This is a genomic window from Micromonospora sp. NPDC048868, from assembly GCF_043198195.1.
GTDB classification, from domain to species: Bacteria; Actinomycetota; Actinomycetes; order Mycobacteriales; family Micromonosporaceae; genus Micromonospora; species Micromonospora reichwaldensis.
The window spans coordinates 50645-76873 of the sequence record NZ_JBICUN010000016.1 but is presented as its reverse complement, the minus strand read 5'-3'; the positions used below and the strand labels follow the sequence as shown (position 1 = coordinate 76873).

Sequence of the window (26229 nt, the reverse complement as noted above, 5' to 3'; positions counted from 1 at the left end):
ACGCGGCTCAACCCGATTCCCCTCGCACGCATCCGCGGCGATCAGTGCGCTGAGGCGTCGCAGATCAGTTGGCGGACGTGTCGCACCTCAGCCGACGGAGGACACCGGCTGCCAGCCGAGTGTGGGAGGACTTTCTGTACATCTATTCAAGGCGGCCCTGAACGGGCCGCACGCGCCGCCGCCTGGGCGCGTGTCCGTCGCTTCGCTGGCGCTCCGACTCCGGCCACGCAACACGCCCGGCGGCTGGCGCGGATGGCGGGTAGCCCGGTGGGCCGCCGGATGACGACAGCAGTGTTGACTGGGTGAGGGTAGGCCGACAGCCGGCCGGGCCGTGCGCCACACGCCCGCGCGGCATAGGGGAACGCACGCCGGCCGCGTCGGCGAGCTGGCGGCGGTCGCGGGGATGCGGCTACTGCGCCTCCGGCGGGGGGCGCTCCGGCTCCAGGATGGTCGGGGCTGCGTCGGCGGGTCGCGGTCCGTGGGTGGTTGCGGTAAACCATCCCGTCTGCCGTCGACCCGGGCGAGCCGAGCAGACCGCCGCCCGACCCGCCAGCGTCCGAACGTGCGTCAAGGCCGTCTTGACGTGGCGGGCCGGGCGGCGGCCCGCTCCCCACAAGGGCGGGTCGACGGCAGACGGGATGGCGGGCTGACACGTGTTCAACGTCCATCTAATCTGGAGCGGTACCCACGGGGAGGGAATAGGGGAGGGATCAATGGTCGGCGTCGACGGGGGACGGATTGCTGCTCGGGGCTTTCAGTATCAGTATCTACGGACGCTTGAGTACATGCTGAAGGCTATGGGTAACCCGGCGGTCTCCGCTTGTCGCGTAGAAGGCGCACCGAATCCAGTAAATCCCGAGGGTGTCGACGCAGTTGACTTCGACATGATAGATGCTGCTGGCGCTGTTCTCATCGCGGCTCAGGTCAAGAGTCGCTCCGCCGGTGCGAAGATGGGACTGGCGGAGGCCTGCACGATCCTTGCAAAGCTTGTCGCCCGGACCGACGCGGAATCCTATCTGCTTCTCACGGATGCAATCGTCCCTCCGAATCTTGAGCGCTTCTTCGAGGAAGCCAGCAAGAGTAGATCTATCTCTGAATTTCGCACTACCGTGGCTGATGCTCTAAGCGGCGCACCTCGGGCCTTAGCAGAACTGACCGCTTTGCATGATATGCAGTTCGAACGGCTCCAGCGGTGTCGGGTGGTTGCGGACAGCCGCGACCGCGATGAACTGCGTGAAGATATACGGGAATCGATCATTAGGCGGCGGCGTCGCCGCCGGAGCGGCGTCGGAAGCCAATCGAGCGGTTTGCTTGTGTCGTTCTTGCTATCCGAGACCCTGCGTAGAGCCGCTGCACCAGAGAGCGCCATTTGGACATTGGACGACTTTCGAACCGCGCTCGACTTGGATGACGACATCCTCAGTGACGCACTAGGCCAGCGAGATTGGGGGCGGATCGTTGGAGTTATGGCGCCGATTCCCGACGTGGCAAGACCGGACCTACTGCGTCAACTATCCGAGGGCCTTCGCCAAGGGGATTCAAGGTCCCGCTCAGTAACGCGATTGGCGCTGATAGGCCCGTCCGGGATCGGGAAGTCTAGTTTAGCGGCCGCGTATGTGGCAGAGTATTTAGACCTGTATGATTTGGTCCTTTGGGTTGATGCTGCCAATGAATCGGCCCTGTTCGAGTCCTTTCGGAATATTGGACTGTGGATGGGCCTTGACGGAACCCTCGGCATTAATTCACTTAGAACTCTCATCCATGAACGCATGGCGTCCCTTCCTGGTCGGTGGCTGCTTGTCATGGACGACGCCGATGCGGAATCAGTGGAGCAGTGGATTCCACGGGTCGGCAATGGCGACGTAATCATCACATCCTTGGACGGCGTTCACGGCTTCGGCAGTAGCCGTAGGCTACCGGTGACCTCGATGCTTCCGTCCGAAGCGGAGGCGCTCCTCCTTGCCAGGATGCAGCTTGAAGATCCGGACGCAGTGACGGACCGGGATGCGCTTCGCAGGCTTGCCGCAGCACTAGAGTATTGGCCCCTTGCTTTGGAACTGGCGGCAGCCTACCTTCTTAGCTGTGGCTTTAACGTCGACGATGTTGAACACTACTTGACGCGTCTAAAGATTAGATCGCTGAGTGACAAGACTTCTGTGCCACCGGGCTATCCCAGGACACTCGTTGCGGCTATTGACCTCGGACTGGCACGGATGACCTCTTTGGCTGATGACGTTGAGGTTGCAAAGCTTGTGAATGATTCATTAATCACAGCATGCTACCTCGCGCAACGCCGAATTCCGATCCAATTAATTGTGTCGGCGGCGAGGCTTCCTCCGGAAGAGGTGCCACCGGAGCGCGGAACAATCTTCAGTGATGAGCCGCAGATCCCCGAAGCGTTCCGTCTGCTAAAGCGGGTGTCATTCTCGCGGGACGACTCCCCTTTGCCGGCTTCATTCAACGATGATCCGCGTTCACGCAATACTGTTGCCGTTAACAGCATCTTGCAGGAAGTGATCCGTGAGCGGGTTGAACAAGTCCATTCTAATCACTCGGTTAGCTATGAGATGGACAAGCTGGCATTCTATGTCGACCTGTGGCTTGAAGCGGCTATGCATAATGGAGAAGCTGATCGCGTTCACGTAATTGCCCCTCATGCGGAGGTCCTGGCGGGGCATCTGCGAAGATTAGGTGTTGCGACGAACAACGCAGCCATCATGATCGGCAATCTTGCAAGCTTTCACCACGCCCAGGGCAACTTGTCGGAAGCGCAGGACTTGCTGCAATCCGAACTAGCCCTATTTGACTTGATTGAAGAACCAAATGAGCTACTCCTTCAGCAGACGCGGATCTACCTCGCGACAATTCTGATTGAACGTAGAGGTGGGGATAGGCGGGCCACGCTTGATGCTGTAAGGCTTTTGGAGCCCGTAGTCCCCTACCTGCACTCACTTTCCCTTGACCCAGAGACGCAGGATTCCGCGTCCTTCCTTTGTGGTCAAGTCATCGAGGGCCTCTTGGGTAGGAATGGCTGTGACCAGCAGGTGGCCGCCCCCTTGCTGAATGTGCTAGAGGATCTGGCAAGCAGACTGCCAAGGCATAGCCTTATCAGCGGGCGTGAGGCTGCCCGTTACGCGAATGAGCTTATTCAGTCCGGCGATGTCGAGGAAGCCGAATCGATATGTAGAGAGCATCTTGGTCAGGAGGGCGGAGGGGCCGGGAACCTGTATCTAGAGCTGCGACGTCTCCTGGTCGAGGCAGTCCTCAGGCAGGATAGATGGCAGGAGGCGCGAGTAGAACTCGATGCGCTGGTCGCTCGCATGGGAGATGTTCCCCTATACAGGGAAGCTGTGGGCATGACCCTTCACAACCTGGGACTTCAGGCGGCGCTTCAGATGTTTATGTCCTCACATAAGGAAGCCCGTCAGTTCTTCCTATACGTCATGAGCTTGCCTCAGCTAGACGTGGCTCGCACCGCTGCTCCGGATGATGCGGCTTGGAGGTTTGCTGTTCTTGACCTAGCGCACGCGCTTGCGAAGGGTGGGCGCAACGAGGCGGTCGCCTTGTCTGCCGTCGTAAAGAGCATTCTTCCCGCCGAGCCCCGTAATGACCGAGACGCGGGTTGGATGACTTTTGCCCGTTTTTTGTTCGAGGTGGTCGAGGGTGGGTCCAGGGCTGAAGTGCTACGGGTATTCGGGGAATGAGCTAGATCTCGATGTCACGGAGACAACAAGCGGCCACTGCGACGACAGCCGGCAAAGGCATGACGGGCGCAATCGCCCGAGAGCACGGACGCGGACGTATCCCCCAGTGCCCAGGACCATTGGGCTGGTGGACGGAGCGCATGCCATCGCTGCCTATGAGGCGGGGGCGCGGCACCCATTCGCCGCGCGACCCGGGGTACTCGCGGAAGCTGGATCGGGACGGAGACGGCATCGCTTGTGAGTGATGCTGGCTGACGGACGTCGCTGGGGCCCACCTTGGCCGCCGCATCAGCGGCACCTACAGCCACACCGCTAGGGCCAAGATCATGCCGTATCTAGGCCGTCGGAGGGGAACCCGTACTGCCCAGTGCTGACCATCAATGCCAGGCGTAACAGCGGCTCAAGAGCCAAGTCGTCCGCTTTGGCTGACTACGCCCCCGCCGTTGATCAATACAACGCCAAGTGTCAGTAGCCGACCAGCAGCACCCCATCGAAGGGGAGCCGCAGACGCTGGCTGGCGTAGATGGCGTTAAACTGGTCTCGGGCGTCACGAAAGGCTGGCACCGCGACCTCACGGCCCCCACTCTGATGGCGGTAGGCGATCGGTAGCAACAAGGCAAGATATCGCGCGTCAAGGATGAGACTGGTGCGAACGATGTCGCGGTAGACCGCGTTGCCCCGGGCGCCGCGCCCTGCTTCGGCCTCTACCACGATCCCGCGGCCGTCGTGGAAGGCGTCGATTTCGTAGGACACCTCGGCTCGCCCGTTATCACCGAACAGGACAGGCCGGCGGATCTTCCCGGCAGCCGTCTTGCCCGTCTCGACCGCGAAGCCAAGGCCTTTGAGTCCAGCAGCAAGGTGGCGTAGCACCATGTCGCTAGTGACGCCGACGCGAGGCTCAGCCGTAGAGATGTGCGGGGCGGCATCATGGATGACGGAAAGGAAGTCCTCGACCCACTCTGGCGGCCGGAGGTTACGCGGGTAGTAGTTCCACACCGGGTAGGACACCTGGGAAGGTTAACGGGCCGGGCCGAAGCCGCGCAGGAGTGCAGATAGCCATTTTGGGCCGCCAACCGGGGCATTGCAGGGCCGTAGAACGTCGACCAGCAGCGCCCAGAAACAGCAGGCCAGCCGCCATGAGACACGTCCAAGCCGCGAGGCACTTGTCGGGTGCCGGACAGATAGCCCTTACTGACCGCATGCACTCCACTACGGTCGATCTCCATGAAGGGTCTGGGGCGGTACTGGGGCTATCTGGCGTTCGTCATCCTCGTCACGGCTTGGTGGACTCGCTCCGTGGGGCCAGTGGCGCTGCTCGTGCTGTCGCTGTTGGTGACAAGCTTCTTCCTGTTCCAGGCCCCTGTCTGGTGCTGCGCCGTGAACCGCGACGGGACCTTGTGCCGAAACAACTCGGCTGGCCTGCTGCTTGGATGCAGCAAGCGGCAACACAAGTGGCAGAAGCTCAGGATGACCTTCGTTCCGCACGCGTGGCGTCAGATGAACCGCGGGCTTTGGGCGTCGCCCAGGGAGGGACTGACGACCCTGGGCGCGATCGTGGGGATGCTGTCGACGATCGTAGCGACAGCGATCAGCGTTGCCGGGCAGTTTGCAGGTAAGGCCTGACTGGCCGCCCAGCGCGACGCGTAGGCTCAATGGCCATCGCCGCCTCTACCTTCCTACGCGGATGCGGTCGGCCGCGTACAGCTCGCGCGAGCCGTCGGCGCGAAAGATCACGAGGATCGGGATACCTTCGCCCATCTCTAGCTCACGCCGCTCGACAGGGGTAGGCATCCGAGCGGTGGCGGTGTCGCCTTTGAGGAGAGTCACCGTCTCGGTCGGCTCGACGGCACGGACGAACGTGCCGCGCGGTGGTTCCACGATCACGAGCCCTTCCGACCGGAGTAGCGCTACCGCCTGTCGGACGCTCGTGCGGCTCAGCCCATACTCCTGAGCTAACCGCAGCTCGCTGGGCAGTGACGCCCCGGGCGCGAGGTCGCCAGACGCGATCCGGTCTCGCAGGAGGTCTGCGAGCTGCCGGAACACGGCACGATCTGCGCTCGGGTCGATCACGATAGTGACGCTATGTGCCCAACAGCTCTACATCTTATTGTATCTACAGTCCTACGTCGTTACGGTGACGTGAGCTGCGGACTTGCACGATCACCAGTTCCGACGAGATGCCGTGGTTGGCCGATACCCGAGGGGAGACTTGGTGCCTCGCGTCTCGTACGAGGAGTACTTGGTAGCTGTCGCGCTCACTCTCGCCAGACGGCACCGGCCGGTCTGGTCATGGCACCGGTGGCGGAAGGTCTGTCGGTGCGGAGGTGAGCTCCCCTGCCGCACCAGGCATCGGATTCCGATCAACAGAGGCCACTGGCCGTCAGATGACGACCGGCAAGGCGCCCCGGCATCGAAGTGGCGGGCAGCGCGGAAGAGGCTGCAATGACGACACACCTTCCGGTCACACCGGCTTGGGCATGCGGCGGCTGCGGTGCCGACTGGCCCTGCCAGCCCCGGCGGCAGGAGCTGCGAGCCGAGTACGATCGCGCCCCCGTGTCATTGGCCCTCTACCTCGCCGCCCAGCTCGTCGACGCCGCCCAGGACCTGACCCACATCCCCGCCGGCCACCTGCACCACCGATTCCTCGGCTGGACCCGATGAGCATCCTGCGACCCGGCGACGAGAAGTTCCACTACAGCGACGGCTCCCACAAGTGGATCCCACCCGACCCCGACTACGACCAGGAGGTCTGGAACGAGCAGGTCCGCCAGCACAAGGAAGGCCACCTGAGAAACGAGCAGCCCAAGGTCCGCATCCAGCGCCTCGTCTGACGCCAGCAGTACAGCAGCGAAGTACAGCAACCGTGTCAGCCGAACCAGGCCAAGCCGAGCCCCAGCAGAGCCCGTGACCTCGGAAGCAGCCCGACCAGACCACGATGCAGCCAGTTCGGGACGAAGAGGTCGTCGGGTCGGCGAGCCGGTCGACGTCGCCGCCGTCGGGTCGGCCATGGCCGACCTGCGTGACACAGGCACCCGATGATGCTGCGAACGGCCCCCTGCCCGCTGCTGCGGTCAGCGCCAACGGATCGGCCATGACCATGACGTCTGGGACGTGCAGCAGCGCCCGAAAGGCTGTTGCCGTTTATCGAACCTGCACGATTTGATGTCCGCAGCTTTCCGGCCGGACGACCCCGGCTGGATTCGGGGAGGGCCATCCACTGTGATAGTTACCTGGCCACGTCGTGGCCTCATCGGCGCGCTCGCGCTGACGCTGGGCGTCAGCGGGCTCGCCCTCGTCGCGACCGGCAGTCCCGCCGTCGCGGCCCCACACTACGAAAGCACTCCGTCGATCCAGATCGGCTGGACCGACTCCGCCACGCCGCGCAAGGCGTACGGGTGGAACGACGAGACACACATGCCGCTCGGCACGTCCGTGGACGACGCGGATGTCAGCCACACCTCCCGGGTCTACGCCACGTTCGACCTGTCCGCCTACGAGGGCCGGAAGATCTACGGCGGGACGGTCTTCATCGAGGAGTACAGCGCCGCCGACTGCGGAAAGCGGGCGATCGAGATCTGGCGCACCAAGCCGGTGAGCACCACGCCCACCTGGAACAGCGCTCCTGAGCCGCTGACCAAGCTGGACGAGGTCCTCACCCCGGAATGGTGCCCGAAGGCGACTCTGTCGTTCGACGTCGGTGCCGCCGTGCAGGACGCCGTGGCGCACAAGCAGCGCCGGATCACGTTCGAGATCCGCGTCCCGGAAGCCAACGAGAGCGACCCGACCTACGCTCGTCGGCTCAACTGGTACCGCAGCGTCGGCCTGACCACGCAGTACAACTCGGTGCCGAAGGGCGACAACGCCCACCTCTACAACGGCGGGTTCCCGTGCACCCAGTTCCGTCCGTACCCACGGCTGGGCGGCTTCGCCAACGTGCTCCAGGCTCTCGGCACCGACGCGGACCCGGATGACGAGCGCCGCCTGACCAGCGAGTTCGCAATCTGGCCGACGGGCGATGCGGCGGCCCGACAGGTCTTCACCAGCGAGCACGCCATCTCGGGTCGGGTGCACACGGCCAACCTGCCGGCGGGCACGCTCGTTGACGGCAAGTCGTACGCCTGGCAGGCCCGGGTGGGTGACGGGGCGGACTTCTCGGCCTGGTCGAAGAAGTGCTTCTTCACCTACGACGGCACCAGCCCCACCGCACCGACGGTTGCCTCCGCGAACTACCCGGCCGACGACAGCGGCGAGCAGGCCCCGGCGGGCGTTCCGGGCATCTTCACCTTCTCCGGCGGCGGCAACAAGGACGTGGCGGGCTTCCAGTACTCGTGGAACGGCCTCGGGGTGAACACGTGCGCGGCCTCGGGCGACCTGGGCCAGTTGGTCTGCCGCGATCCGTTCAGCCTGCCGAACACGGTCAGGGCAGACGTCCCGGGCGGCTCGGCGACCGTGACCCTGAACCCGACCGGGTCCGGGCCGCAGCAGTTGACCGTGCGTTCCCTCGACCTCGCCGGCAACATCTCGGCCGAGACCGTCTACAAGACGTTCATTCCCTGGTCCGCGCCGGATGTCCGGGTCGAGAACGGAGATCCGCAGTGGGGGCAGGAGGTGGTGCTGAAGTTCGCCCCGGCGACCGGCGTCACCGGCGTCCGCGAATACGAGATCGTCCTGGACAACGGCGACCGCGAGACGAGGCAGGCCGCAGAGGGCACCGCGCACTTCAGCTTCATCGCCGGCAACCCGCAAGGGCATTCGGTGCGGGTACGTAGCATCAGCGACAACGGCTTCATCTCCACAGAGGCCAGTTGGTCGACCTACTTCTACCCCGGCCCGGGCGTCAAGTCGGACGTCTACGTCCAGCCGCCGGACGGTTCGCCGGTCGGCGGAGTGGGAGTCGCAGGAACCTTCACCTTCTCCCCGCCGCCGGGCTGGACGGACACCGTGGCCTACCGGTACTCCTTCGTCGACGGCGAGGAGCTGACCGAGATCGCGGCTGATGCCGATGGTCGCGCAACGGTCACCTGGACGCCGACGACGAGCGGTTGGGTGCTGTTGACCGTGTACGCCGTCAAGCCCGACGGCACCTGGAGCGAGTACGGCAACTGGTACTCGTTCGAGGTGGCGGCCAGTTCCTGAGCCCTGCTCGTAGGTGACGGAGGGCCTGGCACCTGCCGGGCCCTCCGTCACGTACGACGGCGCCGGTCAGTCCTGCTGTTCGGTGCGCGCGATCTCCGTGAACGCGGCGGTCAGATAGCCCTCGACGGGCCTGCCGGTGACGGCGAGCAGGTCGGCGACGAGCAGCGGCGCGTGCTGCGCCACGGCGGGCGGGTCCGGGGGCGACTCGTCGCCGTCCGGGTCGTAGACGCCGAGGGCGCCCGCCAACAGGACGAGGACCACGTGCGGGTCGACATCGGGCCGCCACTGCGCGGCGTCGCGGACGCAGCCTTCGAGCACCTGACGGACGTCGTCGCCGTCGAGGCCGTCGGGGTGGGTCTCCTCCAGCAGCAGCCGGACCACCGCGCCGAGCACCAGGCCCGACCGGTCGGCCGCCGCGAGCCGGGCCACCGCGACGTCGTACGCCTCGGGGGCGCGCTCGCGGGCGGCGGCGACCGCGTCGGTGGTGGCGGCGGCGATCTCGCGGGCCGGTGCGGGCAGGTGTCGCCAGGTGGTGGTCATCACGACCAGGATCGCAGAGAGGTACGACGCCCCGCCGACGCGCCTGTGGTGTGACCCCGCGCACAAGGCGAACGGGAAACTCGGCGCGGAAAGGTCTCGCGCTGTGTCACACCCAGCACACAGAATCGGGGGATGCTCAGTCGCGCCCTGCCCCGCCGTTATGAAGCTCAGCGGATGCTCGTCGGCACGCTGTTGTCGGCGATCGGGCGCGGCCTCACCCTGCCGTTCCTGTTCATCTACCTGACCGACGTCCGGGGTCTCACCGACACCCGCGCCGGCCTGGTGATCGGCTGGTACGGCGTGATCACCCTGGCGCTCTCGCCGATCGGCGGCGCGCTCATCGACCGGTTCGGCGCCCGCCGGATCCTGCTGTCGGGCCTGCTGATCGAGGCGGTCGGCACCGGGTCGCTGGCCCTGGTCGACTCGAGCGCCTCGGCGTTCGGGGTGATGACGCTGGTGGCGATGGGCAGCTCGGTCATCTGGCCCGGGCAGAACACGATCCTCGCCTCGCTCACCGACGCCGACGAGCGGCAGCGGGTCTTCGGGCTGAACTTCGCCCTGCTCAACCTCGGCATCGGCGTCGGCGGCCTGACGTCCGGCGCGATCGTCGACACCACCCGCGAAATCACCTTCCAGGCGATCTACGTGCTCGACGCGATCAGCTATCTGATGCCCGCGCTGATCCTGCTGACCCTGCCGCACGTGGGCCACCGGCTCGCCGCCGGACCGGCCGGGGAGCGGACGTCGGCCGGCGGCTACCTCACCGTGCTGCGCGACCGTCCGTTCCGGCGGCTCGTCATCTTCGGCCTCGTCCTGACCACCTGCGGCTACGCGCAGATCGAGGTCGGCTTCACCGCCTACGCCATACGGGTGGCCGAGGTGACGCCGCGCGTGGTCGCCTGGGCGCTGGCCGGCAACACGGTGATGATCGTGCTCTCCCAGCTGCTGGTCCTGCGACGGATGGAGGGGCGCAGCCGCACGGGCGGGCTGGCGGTCGTGGGCGCGGTCTTCGCGATCGCCTGGCTGGTCCTGGGGGCCGGGGGCGTGGTCGGACCGGGCAACGCGCTGCTCGCCGCCCTCTGCGTCGTGGCCTGCTCGGCGATCTTCGGCTTCGGCGAGACCCTCCTGTCGCCGGTGATGCCGGCGCTGACGAACGCGCTCGCCACGGACGCGCTGCGCGGCCGGTACAACGCCATGAGCTCGATGATCTTCGGCATCAGCGGCGTGATCGGCCCCGTCACGGCGGGCCCGCTGCTCGGTGCGGCCGACGGCCGGATCTGGGTCGGGGTGGTCGTCAGCGGCTGCCTGGTGGCCTCGCTCATCGCGCTCTCCCTGCGCCGGCTGCTCACGCCGGCCCAGGACGGCCGCGCGCCGGCCGCCCCGCCGGCCACCGAACCGGCTACGGCCAAGGCCTGACCGCCCCGCCCCGACGGGCACGCGGACCGTGGGCGGCGGTCGCGTGAGCTGCGGCTGCCGATCGCGCGGGCCGTGGCCTCCGGGCGCGCGGGCCGTGGCCGGCGGGCACCGAGCGTCCGGTCCCGACGCTGCTGACGGCGACGGGCCCCGGAATCCGCAAGGGATGCTCCGGGGCCCGTCGGGTGCGTACCGCTGCCGTCAGGCGGTGGGAACCTCCGCGGTGGTGCGGATGCGGTCCAGGGCCGGCGCCGAGACCGGGGACTCGGCGGTCAGGTAGGCCACGAACGCGTCCAGGTCGATCATGCCGGTGACCGCGTTGGTGCCGCCGGTGAGGACGGTGAAGCCGTCGCCGCCGCCGGAGAGGAAGTTGTTGACCGTGACCCGGTACGTGGCGTCGGCGGTGACCGCCACACCGCCGAGGGTGAGGCTGCCCCGGACGACCCGGGTGCCCGTGCAGGCGTCGGCGACGGTGCCGGTGGTGCCGGCCGGGTCGACGACGTAGCGGACGGTCGACGACGGGTAGAGCGTCCGGCCGGTGACGAACTGCTGCTCCAGCATGCAGTAGAGCTGCGCGCCGGTGAGGTCGAGCGTCACGAGGTTGTTGCCGAACGGCTGCACCGTGAACGCCTCCTCGTAGGTGACCGGGCCGGCGTCGAGGTCGGCGCGTACGCCACCGGGGTTCATGAAGGCCGCGACGGCGCCCTGCTCGTCGTCGGTGGCGGCGAGCTGCGCGTCGGCGATCACGTTGCCCAGCGGGGACTCGCCCAGGGTCGTACCGAAGAGGACCTCCTGGGTCTTCTTGATCTCCTGGGTGGTCCGGCCGACCTCGCGGCCGGCCACCGGGCCGAGCACCGTCTTGTAGCGGTTGATAAGCGCGGTCTGCGCCGGGTCCTTGGCGAGATCCCTGGTGACCACCACGTTCTCGGCCTTGGCGCTGATCACGTCGCCGGTGCGCCGGTCGATGGAGAGGTCGATGTCGGTGACCAGGCGACCGAAGGAGCTGGCGCTGGTGACCAGCTTGCCGGCGATGTCGCAGTTGTACGCCTGGTGGGTGTGGCCGCTGACGACCACGTCGATGGACGGGTCCATCCGGTTGGCGATGTCCACGATGGGACCGGAGATGCCCTTGCAGTCGTTGATGCCGCCGGTCGCGTCCTGGGTGCCGCCCTCGTGCAGCAGCACGACGATGGTCTCGACGCCCTGGCGGCGCAGCTCCCGGGCGTACCGGTTGGCGGTCTGCGCCTCGTCGGCGAAGGTCAGGCCGGCGACGCCCTGCTGGCTGACGATCCGCGGGGTGCCCTCCAGCGTCATGCCGATGAAGCCGACCTTGACGCCCTGCACCTTGTGGATGGCGTACGGCGCCAGCAGCGGCTGGCCGGTCGCGGTCTTGAACGCGTTCGCGGAGAGGTACTGGAAGCCGGCGCCCTCGTACGGGGTGCCGTCGACGCAGCCGTCGACCGGGTGGCAGCCGCCGTTCTGGATGCGCAGCAGCTCGTCAGCGCCCTCGTCGAACTCGTGGTTGCCGACGCTGGCGTAGTCGAGCCCGGCCAGCGAGAGCGCCTCGATGGTCGGCTCGTCGTGGAACGCGGCGGAGAGCAGCGGGGAGGCGCCGATCAGGTCGCCGGCCGCCACGGTGATCGTGTTCTGCTTCTTGGCGTGCCTGCGCAGCTCGGCGAGCTGGGTGGCGAGGTGTTCGGCCCCGCCGGCGGGCTGCCCGGCGATGGAGCCGCTGGAGCCGGACGGCGGTTCGAGGTTGCCGTGGAAGTCGTTGAGGGCCAGCAGCTTGACGGCGACCGGCTTCGGGCCGGCGTCCGCCTGGTCGGGGGTGGTCGTGACCGCGCCGAAGGCGGTCACGGCGAGCGCGGTCAGGCCGATGGCGGCCCGGCGCATCCCGGGGATGGACATGGAACTCCTCGTGGGAAGCCGGCGCGGGCACCCGGGTGACGGTCCACCCCGGGGGCGGGCCGCGCCGTCGACAGGTTCGGTCGCGGTGGCGATGGTGGCCGAGCGCCGCCGCGTCGCGGACAGCTTCTCATCGTCGCCCGCCCCGGTCGACCGGGGCGGGGGCACAGACCTGCGCAAACTCGCGGCCGGCGACCATCCGGACGGGCGTTTCCGACATGCCCGGCAGCGTGGGCGCCGGCCGGCGGAGAGGTGCCGCCGACCCCGGGTGCCCGGGGCCGGCCGCCCGCCTCAGCAGTACGTGTAGCTGCCCTTGCCCCCCCACGAGCAGGAGTCGATCAGGGTGCCGGACGAGTTGCGCAGGGACGCCTTGTCCCCGGTGTTGTTCCAGATGTAGGCGCCCGAGCCCCAGTAGCGGTGGGTCGAGCTGTTGGTGCCCTTCCCGGTGTGCACGAAGACGCTGGCGCCCGGGGCCAGCCGGAAGTCGCCGGAGAACTTGTAGACGTGGTTGGACTGGTCGCGCAGCGTCCAGTACTTCAGGTTGACGGTGGTGGAGCGCCGGTTGGTCAGCCGGATGTATTCGGCGTTCAGGCTGGAGTTCGAGCGGTTGTCGGCACCGGGCGAGTTGTAGTAGGCCTTGGTGATCTGGACGGCCGGGGTGGCGGCCTGGGCCGGGCCGGCGGTGGTCAGTGACACGCCCACCGTGACGGCGAGCGCCACCGCGAGACCGATCAGCCTTCTCCTCATGCGATTCCCCCACACACAGACGGCCGGTCGTGGAGCCGGCGGATGAGCCGTGCCCGCGCACGGCCGGCCGAGGTTATCGATCTCCGGCGGCGATTGTGGACGGTGAAACGGCCGTCACGGGCGATTGCGTCCGCCCGGTTGATCCGCTGCCGGCCGGCGGGACGGCGCCGCTCGTCCGACCGACCGCCGGGGTCACCGTGCGGTGCGACGACGGCCACCGAGCGTCCCGCCCCCGCCCGGCGTTCGGCGTCGGAGGCCGTACGGTGCGGCGGTCAGCCCGGCACCTGGCGCCGGTCCGTGGTCAGCCCGGCCACTCGGGCCGGTAGGTGGTCAGCCCGGCACCTGGCGCCGGTCCGGTCCGGCGAGCAGCGCCGCGACGGCCGCGGCGTCCCAGGCGCCGGCGACCCCCGGCCGGGCCAGCAGGTAGCGGGCGATCCGGTCGGCGTCCCAGCCGTGCGACTCGCGCAGGCCACGGGCGATCATGTCGAGGTAGGCCGGGGCCGGGGCACGCCACGGCACCTCGGACGCCGCCCACGGGGCGGTGAAGGTCAGCAGCGGAAGCCCGTCGAGCCGGCCTGGGCAGAGCAGGGTCTCGTACCGGCCGGGGCCGAGGGTGGCCCTCCCGGTGGCGACGGCCTCGGCGATCAGGCCGGCATCGGCGCCGGGTTCCCGGTACATCTCCTGGGCGGCCACGTCGGCGAACTGCCCGACGTCGAGCAGGTAGGCCCGGGCCGCCGCCTCGCCGGGGAGCGCCGGGTCGTAGAACGCCATCCCGCCGGTCCAGGCCCGCGACTCGCCAGCGAAGTAGACGCCGCCGGGCAGCGACACCGGCACCGTACGCCTGGGGGGTCGCGGGTCCCGGCAGCCCGGATACGTCCGCCGCCCGCCGGGCGGGCAGCCTCCCGCCAGGTAGAAGCCGAGCCGGGCGGCGTGCATGTTCGACCCGTACGCGACGTACCAGACCTCGCCCACCACGGCCGACCGGTCCCGGCGGTCAGAAGCCGCAGGTCATGCCGGCGGCGTGGCTGGCCTGCACCAGATGCGTGGCGCAACCGCTCCCGGTGACCTTGTGCAGCAGGAAGCCGGTCGGCTCGACGACCCAGCCGAACTGGTCGTCGGCGCTGGTGGTGAGGGAGCTCTGCCGCCAGGTGCTCGGCGCGGTGGTGAGCACCGTGCCGGCGAAGGTCACGGTGACCGGGCGGTGGACGTGCCCGGCGACCACCCGGACCACGTGCGGGTGGCGGGCGACCACCTCGGCCAGCTCGTCGCCGTCGGTCAGCCCGATGTCGTCGAGGAACGGGATGCCGACCGGTGCCGGCGGGTGGTGCAGGCAGACCACGGCCGGCACCTCGGGTCGACCGGCCAGCACCCCGTCCAGCCAGCCGAGCTGGTCCGCACCGAGGCAGCCGGCGTCGCCCCCGCCCGGCATCAGGGAGTCGAGCACCACGACAGTCGCCTCCGGGTGGTCCACGTGGTAGTGCGCCGAGAAGCCGCCGCCGAGCCACGGCGTGCCCCCGAACGCGTCCAGCAGCGACTCCCGGTCGTCGTGGTTGCCGGCGACCAGGTGCACCGGCAGCGGGAACCGGCCGATGACCTCGCGCAGGGTCGCGTACTCGTCGGGGCGGCCACGGTCGACCAGGTCGCCGGTGATCACCACGCAGTCGGGCCGTGGGTTCAGCGCCAGCACCCGCCCCAGGGCGCGGTGCAGGCCGGCGGCCGGCTCGGCGGCGAGCACGCCGGTGGTCAGGTGCGGATCACTGAGCTGGGCGATGAGCATCGGTGCCTCCACTCGACCGAGACCCTCACGCTATCGCCGCGGGCCCCGGCGCGCGGCCCGCCCGTACCCACAGGCCCTGTCCACAGCCTGTGGATGGCACATGTGTACGAAGGTGTCGACGATCTTGGTTCCCGCTGGTCCCGCGCCTGCCTGAGTACGCTTGATCGCGGGCCCGCCCGCCGGTCGCGGCCCTCCCTACCTGGAACGACGTGCCGAGTGGATCACGAGCGAGTCATCCGTGACGTCACGGTCCGCCTCCCCATGGCGTCGACCGTCGTCGAGGCGTGCCGGTCGACCGTCACCGCGCTCGCCCGCCACGCGCCGGCCACCATCTCCGTCCTGCTGCACGTCCACGACCGGCTCCGCTGCGTCGCGGCCACCGGCTCCTGGCAGGTCTTCTCCACCGTGCCGCCGAAGACCGGGATCGTGGGCCGGGTGTACGCCTCCGGCGAGACCGCCGTCGTGCCCGACGTCGCCGCCGACCCCGACTACATCCCGGTACGCCCCGACGTCACCGCCGAGGTGTGCGTACCGGTGCTGGACCCGGCGGGCCGGCCCATCGGGGTGCTGGACCTCCAGTGGTGCGGCCCGGCCGACCTCGGCCCGTGGCGCGACACCGCCGAGCGGCTGGCGGCCCGCCTCGGGGCCCGGATCGTGGCGCTCGGCGGGCCACCACCGGAGAGCCGCAGCGAGAAGCTCCTGCGGCACGCCGCCGCGCTGACCTCCGCGTCGACGGAGTGGGACCTGTTCGCCGCCGCGATCGCCGCCGCCCGGGACGTGTCCACGCTCTCCGCGGCGGTACTGGTGCTCGCCGGCCCGGACGGGCCCCGCCTGGGCACGCCGCCGGCCACCCCCGGCGAGCTGGAGGCCCGGATCCGGGCGGAGCTGACCGAGGCGGACCCCGCCGCGCTGGACGGACTCGTGGCTCGCGCCCACCGCCACGGCGTGGGCTACACGCTCGGCGAGGCGGGACACCCGCCCGTGCCCGACCACCGGCCGCTGACCCGGGCCGGGGTGCGCACGCTGGTCGCCGTGCCCGTCGGCCGGCCCGACGACGGCGGGGTGCTGCTGGTGGCCGACGAACGGCTGCTGCGCCCCGACCCGACCACGGTCAACCTGCTGGAGCTGCTCGCCGGCCAGGCGTGGAGCTGCCTCGACCGGCTGCGTACCCTGGCCCGCCTGCGCGAGCAGGCCAACTCGGACCCGTTGACCGGGCTGCGGCACACGGGGCCGTTCGGCCAGCGGATCGCCGCGGCGACCCCGGGGCGTACGGCCCTGCTGGCGATCGACGTGGACGGCTTCAAGGCCGTCAACGACACGTACGGCCACCAGGCCGGCGACCGGGTGCTCGTCCGGCTGGCCCGGGCCCTGGAGGGGGCGCTGCGGCACGGCGACGAGCTCTACCGGATCGGCGGCGACGAGTTCGTGGCGGTGATCGAGGTGGGGCGCCCCGAGGAGGCGGTCCGGATCGCCGAGCGCCTGGCCGAGGCGGCGCGGCAGATCGGCCGCACGATCAGCGTCGGGGTGGCCCTTCCCCGCCCCGGCGAGTCACCCGAGGCCACGCTGCGCCGCGCCGACCAGGCGCTCTACGCGGTGAAACACCACGGCCGCGACGGCGTACGCCTGGCCCCCGCCTGACCGCCTCCGTCGGTCACCGTCGGCGGCGGGCGACGTTCACCGGCTTCTGCTCGTTCGGGGGCATCTCGACCCGGGCGACGCCGGCGTGCCACCGGGTGTGCAGCGCGGTGTCCGCGATCCACGCCCCGCACCGGTGGCAGACCTCGACGTCCTTCGGCCGCCGCCCCGCGGGCAGCAGTTCCCCGCCGTCGTTGTCGGTCCCCCGCGATGTCTCGGCCACCGCCCTACCGTCAACCTCGGGCCGGGAACGGGGCCCGCGTCGGTCCGGTCGGCAACACCGGCAATACCGGCAACAAGCGATAGCACCCGCCCATGACCAGTGGGCCCGCACCGGTTCGCCGGTGCGGCCTCACGGTCTTCCGGGGCCGCCGGTCGGGGGGACGGCCGACTAGGGTGCGGGCCATGCGCATACGTCCTGCCGGGCTCCTCCTCGCTGCGGTCGCCGCGGTGCTCTGGGCGCTCGGGATGACCGTCCTGCAACCGCTGACAGAGCAGGTGGGGCCGTGGCCCGAGGCGCTGCGCGGCAACAACGCCTACTGGGCCCGCGACCTGCGCTTCGTGGCGATCGTCGGGGCGGTGGCGGGGCTCGTGCTGGCCGGTGGCGGCAACCGCCGGTGGAGCGTTCCGGCGGTGCTGCTGGGCGGCGCGTGGATGGCCGTCGACGTAGCCGTGGACCGGGCCGACCCCACCGGCGCGGGTTTTACCGTGCTGCTCGCCGTCGCCGGCTGCGCGGCCGTCGCCGGTGCCGCCGCCCTCGCCGTACGCCGCCAGCGCGGTGGCCGCGATCGGCGGGCGCTGGTCGCCACCGCCTGCGTCACCGGAGTGTCGGTGCTGATCGCCGCGGGCATCGAGTCACCGACCGACCGGGAGCCGGAACTGAACCGGGCAGCTGTCGTCACGAGCCTGCTGCTGCTCGCCCTGACCCTCGGTTGCGCGCTGGCGGCGGCCCCGGGGTGGCACCCGGCCCGGCAGCGGCTGGCGGTCGGGATCGGCGCGGCGGCCGTCGCCGCCGTCCTGCTGGTGCGGGCGGTGCCGCCCGGCTCGCGGATCCTTCCCGGAGTGCTGCTCGGCGCGGTGCTGCTGACCGGGGTCACCCTGCTGGCCTGGGACTGGCCGGGCGGGCGGCCTGTCTGGCGGTGGCACGCCCTCGCTGCCCTGGCGGCCCTGTTCGGCCCGTACGCGATGCTGCTGATCGTGGTCATCGGCACCCTGCCACTCAACCCGGGCGCGCCGCTGACCGCGCTGGCCGGCAACACCGCCATCAACAGCGCCGATTCCGACGTGCTCAACTCGCTGTCCGGGGTGCTCGCCGGCCTCGGGATGGCGTTGCTGCTGGCCTTCCCGCCCGCCCTCGGCTACCGCCCGGCCGACGCGGAGCGCCCCGACGGACCGGACGAGCCGGAGGGACCGGACGGGCTGCGCCGGGCCAGCGCCGACCGGCGGTAGCCGTTGTTGACGTAGATCAGCGCGCCGATCACGAACCAGACAGCACCAATGCCGCTGCTCACCGGTCTTGCAGGGCGGCCTGGTCGTCGCGTTGGGCCGGAACGAGGCCAGGCAGCGCGTTGTACAGGGTGCTGCGAGAGACGCCGAGGAGCTTGGCGATCGAGGTCATCGTGCGGTTCGGTTCGGCGAGCAGTTGTAGCGCGTACGCGACCTTCTCCGGGGTCATGGCCGGCGGCCGGCCGAGCCGGTCGAGCGGCAGTGCATCGGCGCCGAGGTTCGTCCCCTCGTGCTCCGCGCGACGGAGCGCCACGCGAGCGAACCCTCGCGGCAGCGACTCGGAGCGCCACGCGGGCAGGGCCTCGGCGCGCCGCCGTGAGGCGTGCCGGGGGCGGCTCAGCGGGGGGTGAGTTCCTTGGCCAGGAGTTCGGCAATCTGGGCCGTGTTCAGGGCGGCGCCCTTGCGGAGGTTGTCGCCGGTGACGAAGAAGTCCAGGGCGCGGGGGTCGTCGACGGCGCGGCGGATCCGGCCCACCCAGGAGGGGTCGGTGCCGACCGCGTCGATCGGCATCGGGAACTCGCCCGAAGCCGGGTCGTCGACCAGGATCACCCCGGGCGCGTTCCGTAGCACCTCGCGGGCGCCCTCGGCGTCCACCTCGGTGGCGAAGACCGCATGCACCGCGACGGAGTGGCCGGTCACCACCGGCACCCGTACGCAGGTGGCGGAGACCTTCAGGTCGGGCAGCCCGAGGATCTTGCGCGACTCGTTGCGCAGCTTCATCTCCTCGGACGACCATCCCGCGTCGGCCAGGGAACCCGCCCAGGGCACCACGTTGAGCGCCAGCGGCGCGGGGAACGGGCCCACGTCGTCGCCGACAGCCTGGCGTACGTCGCCGGGGCGGGAGCCGAGCACCCGGTCCCCCGCGATCTTGGTGAGCTGGGCGTGCAGGGTGTCCACGCCGCTCTGGCCGGCGCCGGAGGCCGCCTGGTAGGAGGCGAGCACCAGTTCGCGCAGCCCGTACTCGCGGTGCAGCGGAGCGATCGCGATGATCATCGCCAGCGTGGTGCAGTTGGCGTTGGCGATGATCCCCTTCGGCCGGTTGCGTACCTGCTCGGGGTTGATCTCCGGCACCACCAGCGGGACGTCGCGGTCCATCCGGAAGGCGCCGGAGTTGTCCACCGCGACGGCGCCGCGATCGACCGCGATCGGGGCCCACCGCGCGGAGACCTCGTCCGGGACGTCGAACATCGCCACGTCGACGCCGTCGAACGCCTCCGGGGTCAGCGCCTGGACGGTCAGCTCCTCGCCCCGGCAGCGCAGCCGCCGCCCGACCGAGCGCTCGGAGGCGAGCAGCCGGATCTCGCCCCAGACGTTCTTGCGGCCGCTGAGCAGCTCGCACATCACCGTGCCGACGGCACCGGTCGCCCCGACCACGGCCAGGGTGGGCAGCGGCGACACGGTGGCTACCGTCCCGTCCCCGCGTAGACGACGGCCTCGGTGTCGCCGCCGAGGTCGAAGGCCTCGTGGATGGCGCGCACGGCGGCGTCCAGGTCGGTGTCGCGGCAGACCACGGAGACCCGGATCTCCGAGGTGGAGATCATCTCGATGTTCACCCCGGCCGCGCCGAGGGCGGCGAAGAAGCCGGCCGCGACGCCCGGGTGCGAGCGCATGCCCGCCCCGATCAGCGAGACCTTGCCGACGTGGTCGTCGTAGAGCAGGCCCTTGAACTTGACCGACTCCTGGATCTTGCTCAGGGCGGCCATGGCCGTCGGGCCGTCGGCCTTGGGCAGCGTGAAGGAGATGTCCGTGCGGCCCGTGCCCTCGGTGGAGACGTTCTGCACGATCATGTCGAGGTTGATCTCGGCGCCGGCCACGGTGTCGAAGATCCGCGCGGCGGCGCCCGGCTCGTCGGGCACCCCCACGATCGTGATCTTGGCTTCGCTGCGGTCGTGCGCGACGCCGGTGATCAGTGCCTGCTCCACGGGAAGGTCCTCCATCGATCCGGTGACCATCGTGCCGGTGTTGGTCGAGTATGACGAACGGACGTGGATCGGCAAGCCCGCCCGGCGGGCGTACTCCACGCTGCGCAGGTGCAGGATCTTGGCGCCGCAGGCGGCCAGCTCCAGCATCTCCTCGTAGGTGATCTGGGTGATGTGCCGTGCGTTCGGCACGATCCGCGGGTCGGCGGTGAAGACGCCGTCCACGTCGGTGTAGATCTCGCAGACGTCCGCGTGCAACGCGGCGGCGAGCGCCACGGCGGTGGTGTCGGAACCGCCCCGGCCCAGCGTGGTGACGTCCTTGGTGTCCTGCGAGACGCCCTGGAAGCCGGCGACGATGACCACCGCGCCCTCGTCGAGCGCGCCCTTGAGCCGGCCCGGCGTGACGTCGATGATCCGCGCCCGGCCGTGCACCGACGTGGTGATCACGCCGGCCTGCGAGCCGGTGAACGAGCGGGCCTCGTACCCCAGGTTGTGGATGGCCATGGCGAGCAGCGCCATGGAGATCCGCTCCCCGGCGGTGAGCAGCATGTCCAGCTCGCGGCCCGGCGGCAGCGGGCTGACCTGGTTGGCCAGGTCGAGCAGCTCGTCGGTCGTGTCCCCCATCGCGGAGACCACCACGACGACGTCGTCGCCGGCCTTGCGGGCGGCGACGATGCGCTCGGCCACCCGCTTGATCCGCTCCGCGTTGGCGACGGAGGACCCGCCGTACTTCTGCACCACGAGTGCCACGACGGTGCGCTCCCTCCCAGCGACGACCCTGAGCGTGCCGACGCCGCCGGATCTCAGCCGGCGGCGCGTGTCAGACGCACCCAGGGTATCGGTCGGGCGACTCGGCCGGGTCAGGTGATCCCACGATCCGGCCCGGCGGCCCGCGGCGGGGTGGTGCGCGACACGCCGGGGCGCCGCGCGTGGCAGGGCCCCCGCGCGTCGTTTCCGGGCCGCAGAATGGCCCCGTGCACGCCCACCTTCGCCCGGCCGGCCCTCCCGCGAAGCCCGCGCGCCCGCCGGTGCGCCCGGCCCGACGCCTGGCCGGTCCGCTCGCGCTCGCCCTGCCCGCGCTCCTCGTCGCCTGCACCGCCGACGAACCGGTCACCCGGCCCACGCCCACCTCGACACCGGTGCCGGCGGGGATGGACGCGGCGCGCGACGAACTGGCGGCGCTGGCCGCCGCCGCGCAGGATCGGCACCTGGTCGCCAGCTACACGCTGCGCGCCCCGGAGTCCCCGGACCGGACGATCCTGGTGACCAGCGCGAACGACGGGAGCTGGCGGGTCGACGTGCCGGGCGGCGCGCTCGGCGGGACCGCCGACGTCTCGTTCGCCGCCACCGCCGACGGGCTGTTCCAGTGCGCCCTGCCGTCCGCCGCCCGGCCCGAGCCGGCGGCCTGCGTACGCCTCGGCGACCGGGACGAGGCCGTGCCCCGCCGGCTTGACCCCCGGGTGCAGCACCCGTTCACCGACTGGCTGGACGTGCTGACCGACCGCCGGGCCCCGCTCGCCGTCTCCCCCGCCGAGCCGCCACCCGGCGCGTCCGGCGCCTGCTACTCGGTCGAGACCACCTCGGCGTCGATCAACGCGCCGCTGGACGTGGGGATCTACTGCTACGACGCCGACGGCACGCCCACGGCGGTGCGCACCGCGTCCGGCACGCTGATCCTCGCCGGGACGCCCGCGCCCGCCCCGGCCACCGTGCAGCTGGCCGGGCCGGTGGTCGACGCCGAGCCGCTCGGCACGGCTGCTCCGGATCCGACCGCGGAGGCGACCACGAGCCCGAGCGCGGAAACGCCGTGACCGCCCGCGACGTTACGGGTGCCGTTCGCCACATTCGGACATCCCGCCCTTAACCACTGAATCGCCCTTACGGGACACTTACCCCATGGCCGACCTCACCCCGCTGCTCGCGTTCCGTTGGAGCCCCCGGTCCTTCGACCCGGTGGCGGAGCTGTCCCGCGAGGACGCGTCCGCGCTGCTGGAGGCGGCCCGCTGGGCGCCCTCGGCCGGCAACGCCCAACCGTGGCGGTTCGCGCTCGGGCACCGCGACGACGAGACGTTCAAGCGGATCCTGGTCAACCTGCCGGAGACCGAGCAGCGCTGGGCGCAGCGCGCCGCCGCCCTGCTGCTCGGCGCGCACCGGACCGGATCGGCCGGGCACGCGTACGACCTGGGCCAGGCCGTCGCGCACCTCACCGTGCAGGCCACCGCGCTCGGCCTGCACGTACGCCAACTGCACGACCTCGACCACGCCGGCCTGGCCGCCGACCTCGACCTGCCGGCGGACGTACGACCGCACGTGGTGGCGGCCGTCGGGCAGCTCGGCGACCCGCTCAGCCTCCCGGCGGACCTGCTGCGCTCCGAGACCGGCCTGCGCCGCCGGCTCCCCCTGGCCGAACTCCTGCTGACCAGCCAGGCTGCGAAGTGCGTCTCATAGTCCGGACCCGCCTTCCCGCACCCCGGCCCGCCACGTAGGGTTGCCTGGTCATGTGGCGGGCGTACCTTCTCCTTGGTCGCCGCGACGAGGCCTGAAGGCCGGCACCTCGTCGCGGAGTCGAACCGCGCCGTCCAGCACATCCGAAACTTCCCATCGGCAACCGCCCGGGCACCGTCGCCCGGCACCTGGCCGACACCTTCCGATTGCTGACGCCACATGTTCCAGGGAGCACTCCGTCATGGCTCAACCCATCGCCGACGCTGAGACCGACCCGATCGCCCGGCAGCGCCCCAGCCGGATGCCGTACCACCGCTACCAGCCGTACCACCAGCAGTTCCGGCTCGACCTGCCCGACCGCACCTGGCCGACCCGGCACGTCGAGGCCGCGCCGCGCTGGTGCGCGGTGGACCTGCGCGACGGCAACCAGGCGCTGATCGACCCGATGTCGCCGGAGCGCAAGCGCCGGATGTTCCAGCTGCTCGTGCAGATGGGCTACAAGGAGATCGAGGTCGGCTTCCCCTCGGCCAGCCAGACGGACTACGACTTCGTACGCCAGCTCATCGAGCAGGACCTGATCCCGGAGGACGTCACGATCCAGGTGCTCACCCAGTGCCGGGAGCACCTGATCGACCGCACCTTCGAGTCGCTGCGCGGCGCGCGGCGGGCGATCGTGCACTTCTACAACTCGACCTCCACGCTCCAGCGGCGGGTGGTCTTCGGGCTGGACCGCGACGGCATCGCCGACATCGCCACGCAGGGCGCGCGGCTCTGCCGCAAGTACGCGGAGATCCACACCCCGGACACGGACATCCACTACGAGTACTCGCCCGAGTCCTACACGGGCACGGAGCTGGAGTACGCGCTGGAGGTCTGCGCCAAGGTCATCGAGGTCATCGACCCGACCCCGGACCGCAAGCTGATCGTCAACCTGCCGGCCACCGTCGAGATGGCCATGCCCAACGTCTACGCCGACTCGATCGAGTGGATGCACCGGCACCTGCCCCGGCGGGACAGCCTGGTGCTGAGCCTGCACCCGCACAACGACCGGGGCACGGGCGTCGCCGCCGCCGAGCTGGGGCTGCTGGCCGGCGCCGACCGGGTCGAGGGCTGCCTGTTCGGCAACGGCGAGCGCACCGGCAACGTCGACCTGGTGACGCTGGGGCTGAACCTCTTCTCCCAGGGCGTCGACCCGATGATCGACTTCTCGAACATCGACGAGGTGCGGCGCGCCGTCGAGTACTGCAACCAACTCCCGGTGCACGAGCGCCACCCGTACGCGGGCGACCTCGTCTACACCGCCTTCTCCGGCTCCCACCAGGACGCGATCAAGAAGGGCTTCGACGCGCTCGCCAAGGACGCGGCGGCGGCCGGCGTGCCGATCGACAAGCACACCTGGGCGGTGCCCTACCTGCCGGTCGACCCGAAGGACCTGGGCCGCACCTACGAGGCGGTCATCCGCGTCAACTCGCAGTCCGGCAAGGGCGGCGTCGCGTACATCATGAAGTCCGAGCACCAGCTCGACCTGCCGCGCCGGCTCCAGATCGAGTTCTCCGGCGTGGTCCAGCAGGTCACCGACCACGACGGCGGCGAGGTCGACCCGGGCACGATGTGGGAGATCTTCGCCACGCACTACCTGATCGACCACCAGGTCGACCCGGCGCTCGCCCTGGACAGCTACGCCATCGGCACCGCCGAGGGCAAGGTCGAGATCGAGGCCCGCGTCGGCCTGGGCGGGGAGCCCCGCTCGCTGACCGCCGTCGGCAACGGCCCGATCGACGCGTACGTCAACGCGCTCCAGTCGGTGGGCGTGGCGGTACGGGTGCTCGACTACCACGAGCACGCGCTCTCCTCCGGCGGGGACGCGCAGGCCGCCGCGTACGTGGAGTGCGAGGTCGACGGTCGTACGGTCTGGGGCGTCGGCACCGACGCCAACATCGTCACCGCCTCCGTGAAGGCCGTGACGAGCGCCGTCAACCGCGCCCGCGCCTGACCGGCGGGGAAGGGCATCCTGCTGCGGCAGGGTGCCCTTCCCTACCGCTTCGGTGGGCGGTGGATGAGCAGGGCCGCCATCGCCGCACCGGCCAGCAGCAGGCCGGCGCACCAGAGCATCGCGCCCCGGTACGCGCCGGTCAGCGCGGCCGGCTGCGCGTAGCCGGAGCCGGAGAGCCCGACCAGCAGCGGGAGCGCGGCCACCGCCAGCAGGCCGCCCGCCCGGGACGCCGCGTTGTTGAAGCCGCTCGCCACCCCGGCGAACCGGTCGTCGACAGCGGCCAGTACGGAGGCGGTCAGCGGCGCCACCACCAGCGTCAGCCCGATCCCGAAGAGCACCACCCCGGGCAGCACGTCCCGCCAGTACGACGCGCCGGGGCCGACGCCGCGCAGCAGCACCAGCCCCGCGGCGGCGACCACCGGCCCGACGGTCAGCGGCAGCCGCGGCCCGATCCGCGCCGACAGCGCGCCCGCCCGCGCCGAGCCGAGCAGCAGCAGCACCGTCATCGGCAGCAGCGCGACCCCGGTGAGCAGCGCCGACCAGCCGACCACGTTCTGCAGGTAGACGGCGAGAAAGAACGTGAAGCCGCCGAGCGCCGCGTACACGAGCACGGTGAAGACGTTCAGCACCGAGAAGAGCCGGCTGCCGAACAGGCCGGTGGGCAGCATCGCGCCGTCCCCCCGGCGCCGCTCGACCAGCACGAAGGCCACCGCGCCCGCCACGCCCGCCAGGATGGCGGCGAGCACCGGCACCGAGTCGAGGCCCCGGACGGGGGCGTCGATCAGCGCGTACGTGACGCCGGCCAGGGCGAGCGCGCCGAGCAGCGCGCCGGCCACGTCGAACCGGCGGCGGTGACGCTGCGGCCCCCCGGTGCGGGACGCGGCCTCGTCCCGGCTCTCCGGCACCCAGCGCAGCGCCGCCAGCACCACGAGCACGGCCAGCGGCAGGTTGAGGAAGAAGATCCACCGCCAGGAGAGCGCGTCGACCAGCCAGCCGCCGAGGAAGGGGCCGAGCGCGGTGGAGACGCCGGAGAGCCCCGACCAGGCGCCGATGGCGCGCCCCCGGTCGTCCGGGTGGAAGCTGGCCTGGAGCACCGACAGCGAGCCGGGGGTGAGCAGCGCACCCCCGGCGCCCTGGAGGAACCGGGCCGCGATCAGCCACTCGGTGCCCTGGGCGAGGCCGCAGAGCAGCGACGCGAGGGTGAACCAGACCACCCCGAGCAGGAAGACCCGCCGCCGCCCGAAGCGGTCGCCGAGCGCGCCGCCGAGCAGGACGAAGGCGGCCAGCATCAGCAGGTACCCGTTGACCGTCCACTGGAGACCGGCGACGGTCGCGTCCAGGTCCGCACCGAGGCGCGGCAGCGCCACGTTGACCACGGTGGTGTCGAGGAAGACCATGCCGGAGGCGAGGACGGCGGCGAGCAGGGTGCCCCGCCCGTGCGCGGTGCCCAGCCGGAGCGCGGGCGTGGTTTCGGTCATGGCGTCCAATCTGCCCCGCACGATATGAGAG

The 26229-nt window shown here is 70.5% G+C and carries 23 protein-coding genes; 11 read left to right on the top strand and 12 right to left on the bottom strand.

What is annotated here, in order from left to right; translation table 11 throughout:
* The first annotated feature begins 713 nt into the window (after positions 1 to 713).
* Positions 714 to 3704, top strand: a complete 2991-nt coding sequence (locus ACGFNF_RS22900) for a hypothetical protein (protein WP_393170512.1) — start codon at positions 714 to 716, stop codon at positions 3702 to 3704.
* Positions 3705 to 3715: 11 nt separating this feature from the next.
* Positions 3716 to 3949 carry an excalibur calcium-binding domain-containing protein gene (locus tag ACGFNF_RS22895; RefSeq protein WP_393170510.1) on the top strand — a complete coding sequence of 78 codons (234 nt, stop codon included), beginning with the start codon at positions 3716 to 3718 and terminating at the stop codon, positions 3947 to 3949.
* A gap of 220 nt (positions 3950 to 4169) precedes the next feature.
* Here the strand turns inward: ACGFNF_RS22895 and ACGFNF_RS22890 are convergent, their stop codons facing one another.
* Entirely contained in the window at positions 4170 to 4712 is a 543-nt protein-coding gene (locus ACGFNF_RS22890) for a hypothetical protein (protein ID WP_393170508.1), read from the bottom strand.
* A 216-nt stretch (positions 4713 to 4928) separates the two neighbouring features.
* Between ACGFNF_RS22890 and ACGFNF_RS22885 the strand changes: the two genes are divergently transcribed.
* Positions 4929 to 5327, top strand: a complete 399-nt coding sequence (locus ACGFNF_RS22885; protein WP_393170506.1) for a hypothetical protein — start codon at positions 4929 to 4931, stop codon at positions 5325 to 5327.
* A gap of 45 nt (positions 5328 to 5372) precedes the next feature.
* Here ACGFNF_RS22885 and ACGFNF_RS22880 read toward each other — a convergent pair whose 3' ends face one another.
* A complete protein-coding gene (locus tag ACGFNF_RS22880) occupies positions 5373 to 5774 on the bottom strand; it encodes a GntR family transcriptional regulator (RefSeq protein WP_392997912.1) in 402 nt (133 codons plus the stop codon).
* A gap of 587 nt (positions 5775 to 6361) precedes the next feature.
* On the opposite strand from ACGFNF_RS22880, the gene ACGFNF_RS22875 reads away from it, so the two are divergent.
* Positions 6362 to 6535, top strand: coding sequence for a hypothetical protein (locus ACGFNF_RS22875; protein WP_393170504.1), 174 nt, complete (start codon positions 6362 to 6364; stop codon positions 6533 to 6535).
* Positions 6536 to 6815: 280 nt separating this feature from the next.
* Positions 6816 to 8840, top strand: coding sequence for a hypothetical protein (locus tag ACGFNF_RS22870; RefSeq protein WP_393170501.1), 2025 nt, complete (start codon positions 6816 to 6818; stop codon positions 8838 to 8840).
* Between the two features lie 66 nt (positions 8841 to 8906).
* Here the strand turns inward: ACGFNF_RS22870 and ACGFNF_RS22865 are convergent, their stop codons facing one another.
* A complete protein-coding gene (locus ACGFNF_RS22865; protein WP_357580171.1) occupies positions 8907 to 9380 on the bottom strand; it encodes a hypothetical protein in 474 nt (157 codons plus the stop codon).
* 132 nt (positions 9381 to 9512) lie between these two features.
* On the opposite strand from ACGFNF_RS22865, the gene ACGFNF_RS22860 reads away from it, so the two are divergent.
* Complete coding sequence (locus tag ACGFNF_RS22860; RefSeq protein ID WP_357580172.1) at positions 9513 to 10796, top strand: MFS transporter; 1284 nt, start codon at positions 9513 to 9515, stop codon at positions 10794 to 10796.
* A 198-nt stretch (positions 10797 to 10994) separates the two neighbouring features.
* Here the strand turns inward: ACGFNF_RS22860 and ACGFNF_RS22855 are convergent, their stop codons facing one another.
* From ACGFNF_RS22855 to ACGFNF_RS22840, 4 genes are all read right to left on the bottom strand, one after another.
* A complete protein-coding gene (locus tag ACGFNF_RS22855; RefSeq protein WP_357580173.1) occupies positions 10995 to 12701 on the bottom strand; it encodes a bifunctional metallophosphatase/5'-nucleotidase in 1707 nt (568 codons plus the stop codon).
* 288 nt (positions 12702 to 12989) lie between these two features.
* The gene (locus tag ACGFNF_RS22850) at positions 12990 to 13445 is read right to left on the bottom strand and encodes a lamin tail domain-containing protein (protein ID WP_393170498.1); all 456 of its coding nucleotides are present in this window, start codon (positions 13443 to 13445) and stop codon (positions 12990 to 12992) included.
* 330 nt (positions 13446 to 13775) lie between these two features.
* On the bottom strand, positions 13776 to 14420 hold the full coding sequence (locus ACGFNF_RS22845) for a histone deacetylase (RefSeq protein ID WP_357580175.1): 645 nt from the start codon (positions 14418 to 14420) through the stop codon (positions 13776 to 13778).
* Positions 14421 to 14439: 19 nt separating this feature from the next.
* The gene (locus tag ACGFNF_RS22840) at positions 14440 to 15222 is read right to left on the bottom strand and encodes a phosphodiesterase (protein ID WP_357580176.1); all 783 of its coding nucleotides are present in this window, start codon (positions 15220 to 15222) and stop codon (positions 14440 to 14442) included.
* A gap of 216 nt (positions 15223 to 15438) precedes the next feature.
* Between ACGFNF_RS22840 and ACGFNF_RS22835 the strand changes: the two genes are divergently transcribed.
* Entirely contained in the window at positions 15439 to 16860 is a 1422-nt protein-coding gene (locus ACGFNF_RS22835; RefSeq protein WP_357580177.1) for a diguanylate cyclase, read from the top strand.
* A 13-nt stretch (positions 16861 to 16873) separates the two neighbouring features.
* Here the strand turns inward: ACGFNF_RS22835 and ACGFNF_RS22830 are convergent, their stop codons facing one another.
* A complete protein-coding gene (locus ACGFNF_RS22830) occupies positions 16874 to 17080 on the bottom strand; it encodes a hypothetical protein (RefSeq protein WP_357580178.1) in 207 nt (68 codons plus the stop codon).
* A 182-nt stretch (positions 17081 to 17262) separates the two neighbouring features.
* Between ACGFNF_RS22830 and ACGFNF_RS22825 the strand changes: the two genes are divergently transcribed.
* Entirely contained in the window at positions 17263 to 18306 is a 1044-nt protein-coding gene (locus ACGFNF_RS22825) for a hypothetical protein (protein ID WP_357580179.1), read from the top strand.
* A 58-nt stretch (positions 18307 to 18364) separates the two neighbouring features.
* Here ACGFNF_RS22825 and ACGFNF_RS22820 read toward each other — a convergent pair whose 3' ends face one another.
* The 3 genes from ACGFNF_RS22820 to ACGFNF_RS22810 form a co-directional block, all read right to left on the bottom strand.
* Entirely contained in the window at positions 18365 to 18616 is a 252-nt protein-coding gene (locus tag ACGFNF_RS22820; RefSeq protein WP_393170495.1) for a helix-turn-helix domain-containing protein, read from the bottom strand.
* Positions 18617 to 18699: 83 nt separating this feature from the next.
* Positions 18700 to 19761 (bottom strand): aspartate-semialdehyde dehydrogenase, encoded by a 1062-nt coding sequence (locus ACGFNF_RS22815; protein ID WP_393170493.1) that lies wholly within the window; start codon positions 19759 to 19761, stop codon positions 18700 to 18702.
* Between the two features lie 5 nt (positions 19762 to 19766).
* Entirely contained in the window at positions 19767 to 21032 is a 1266-nt protein-coding gene (locus ACGFNF_RS22810) for an aspartate kinase (protein ID WP_121401692.1), read from the bottom strand.
* A gap of 224 nt (positions 21033 to 21256) precedes the next feature.
* Between ACGFNF_RS22810 and ACGFNF_RS22805 the strand changes: the two genes are divergently transcribed.
* From ACGFNF_RS22805 to leuA, 3 genes are all read left to right on the top strand, one after another.
* A complete protein-coding gene (locus tag ACGFNF_RS22805) occupies positions 21257 to 22093 on the top strand; it encodes a hypothetical protein (protein ID WP_393170491.1) in 837 nt (278 codons plus the stop codon).
* Between the two features lie 85 nt (positions 22094 to 22178).
* The gene (locus tag ACGFNF_RS22800; protein ID WP_393170489.1) at positions 22179 to 22730 is read left to right on the top strand and encodes a nitroreductase family protein; all 552 of its coding nucleotides are present in this window, start codon (positions 22179 to 22181) and stop codon (positions 22728 to 22730) included.
* A 238-nt stretch (positions 22731 to 22968) separates the two neighbouring features.
* Positions 22969 to 24720 (top strand): 2-isopropylmalate synthase, encoded by a 1752-nt coding sequence (leuA, locus tag ACGFNF_RS22795; RefSeq protein WP_393170487.1) that lies wholly within the window; start codon positions 22969 to 22971, stop codon positions 24718 to 24720.
* A gap of 41 nt (positions 24721 to 24761) precedes the next feature.
* On the opposite strand, the gene ACGFNF_RS22790 is transcribed toward leuA, so the two are convergent.
* On the bottom strand, positions 24762 to 26198 hold the full coding sequence (locus ACGFNF_RS22790) for an MFS transporter (RefSeq protein WP_393170485.1): 1437 nt from the start codon (positions 26196 to 26198) through the stop codon (positions 24762 to 24764).
* Between the last annotated feature and the right edge of the window lie 31 nt (positions 26199 to 26229).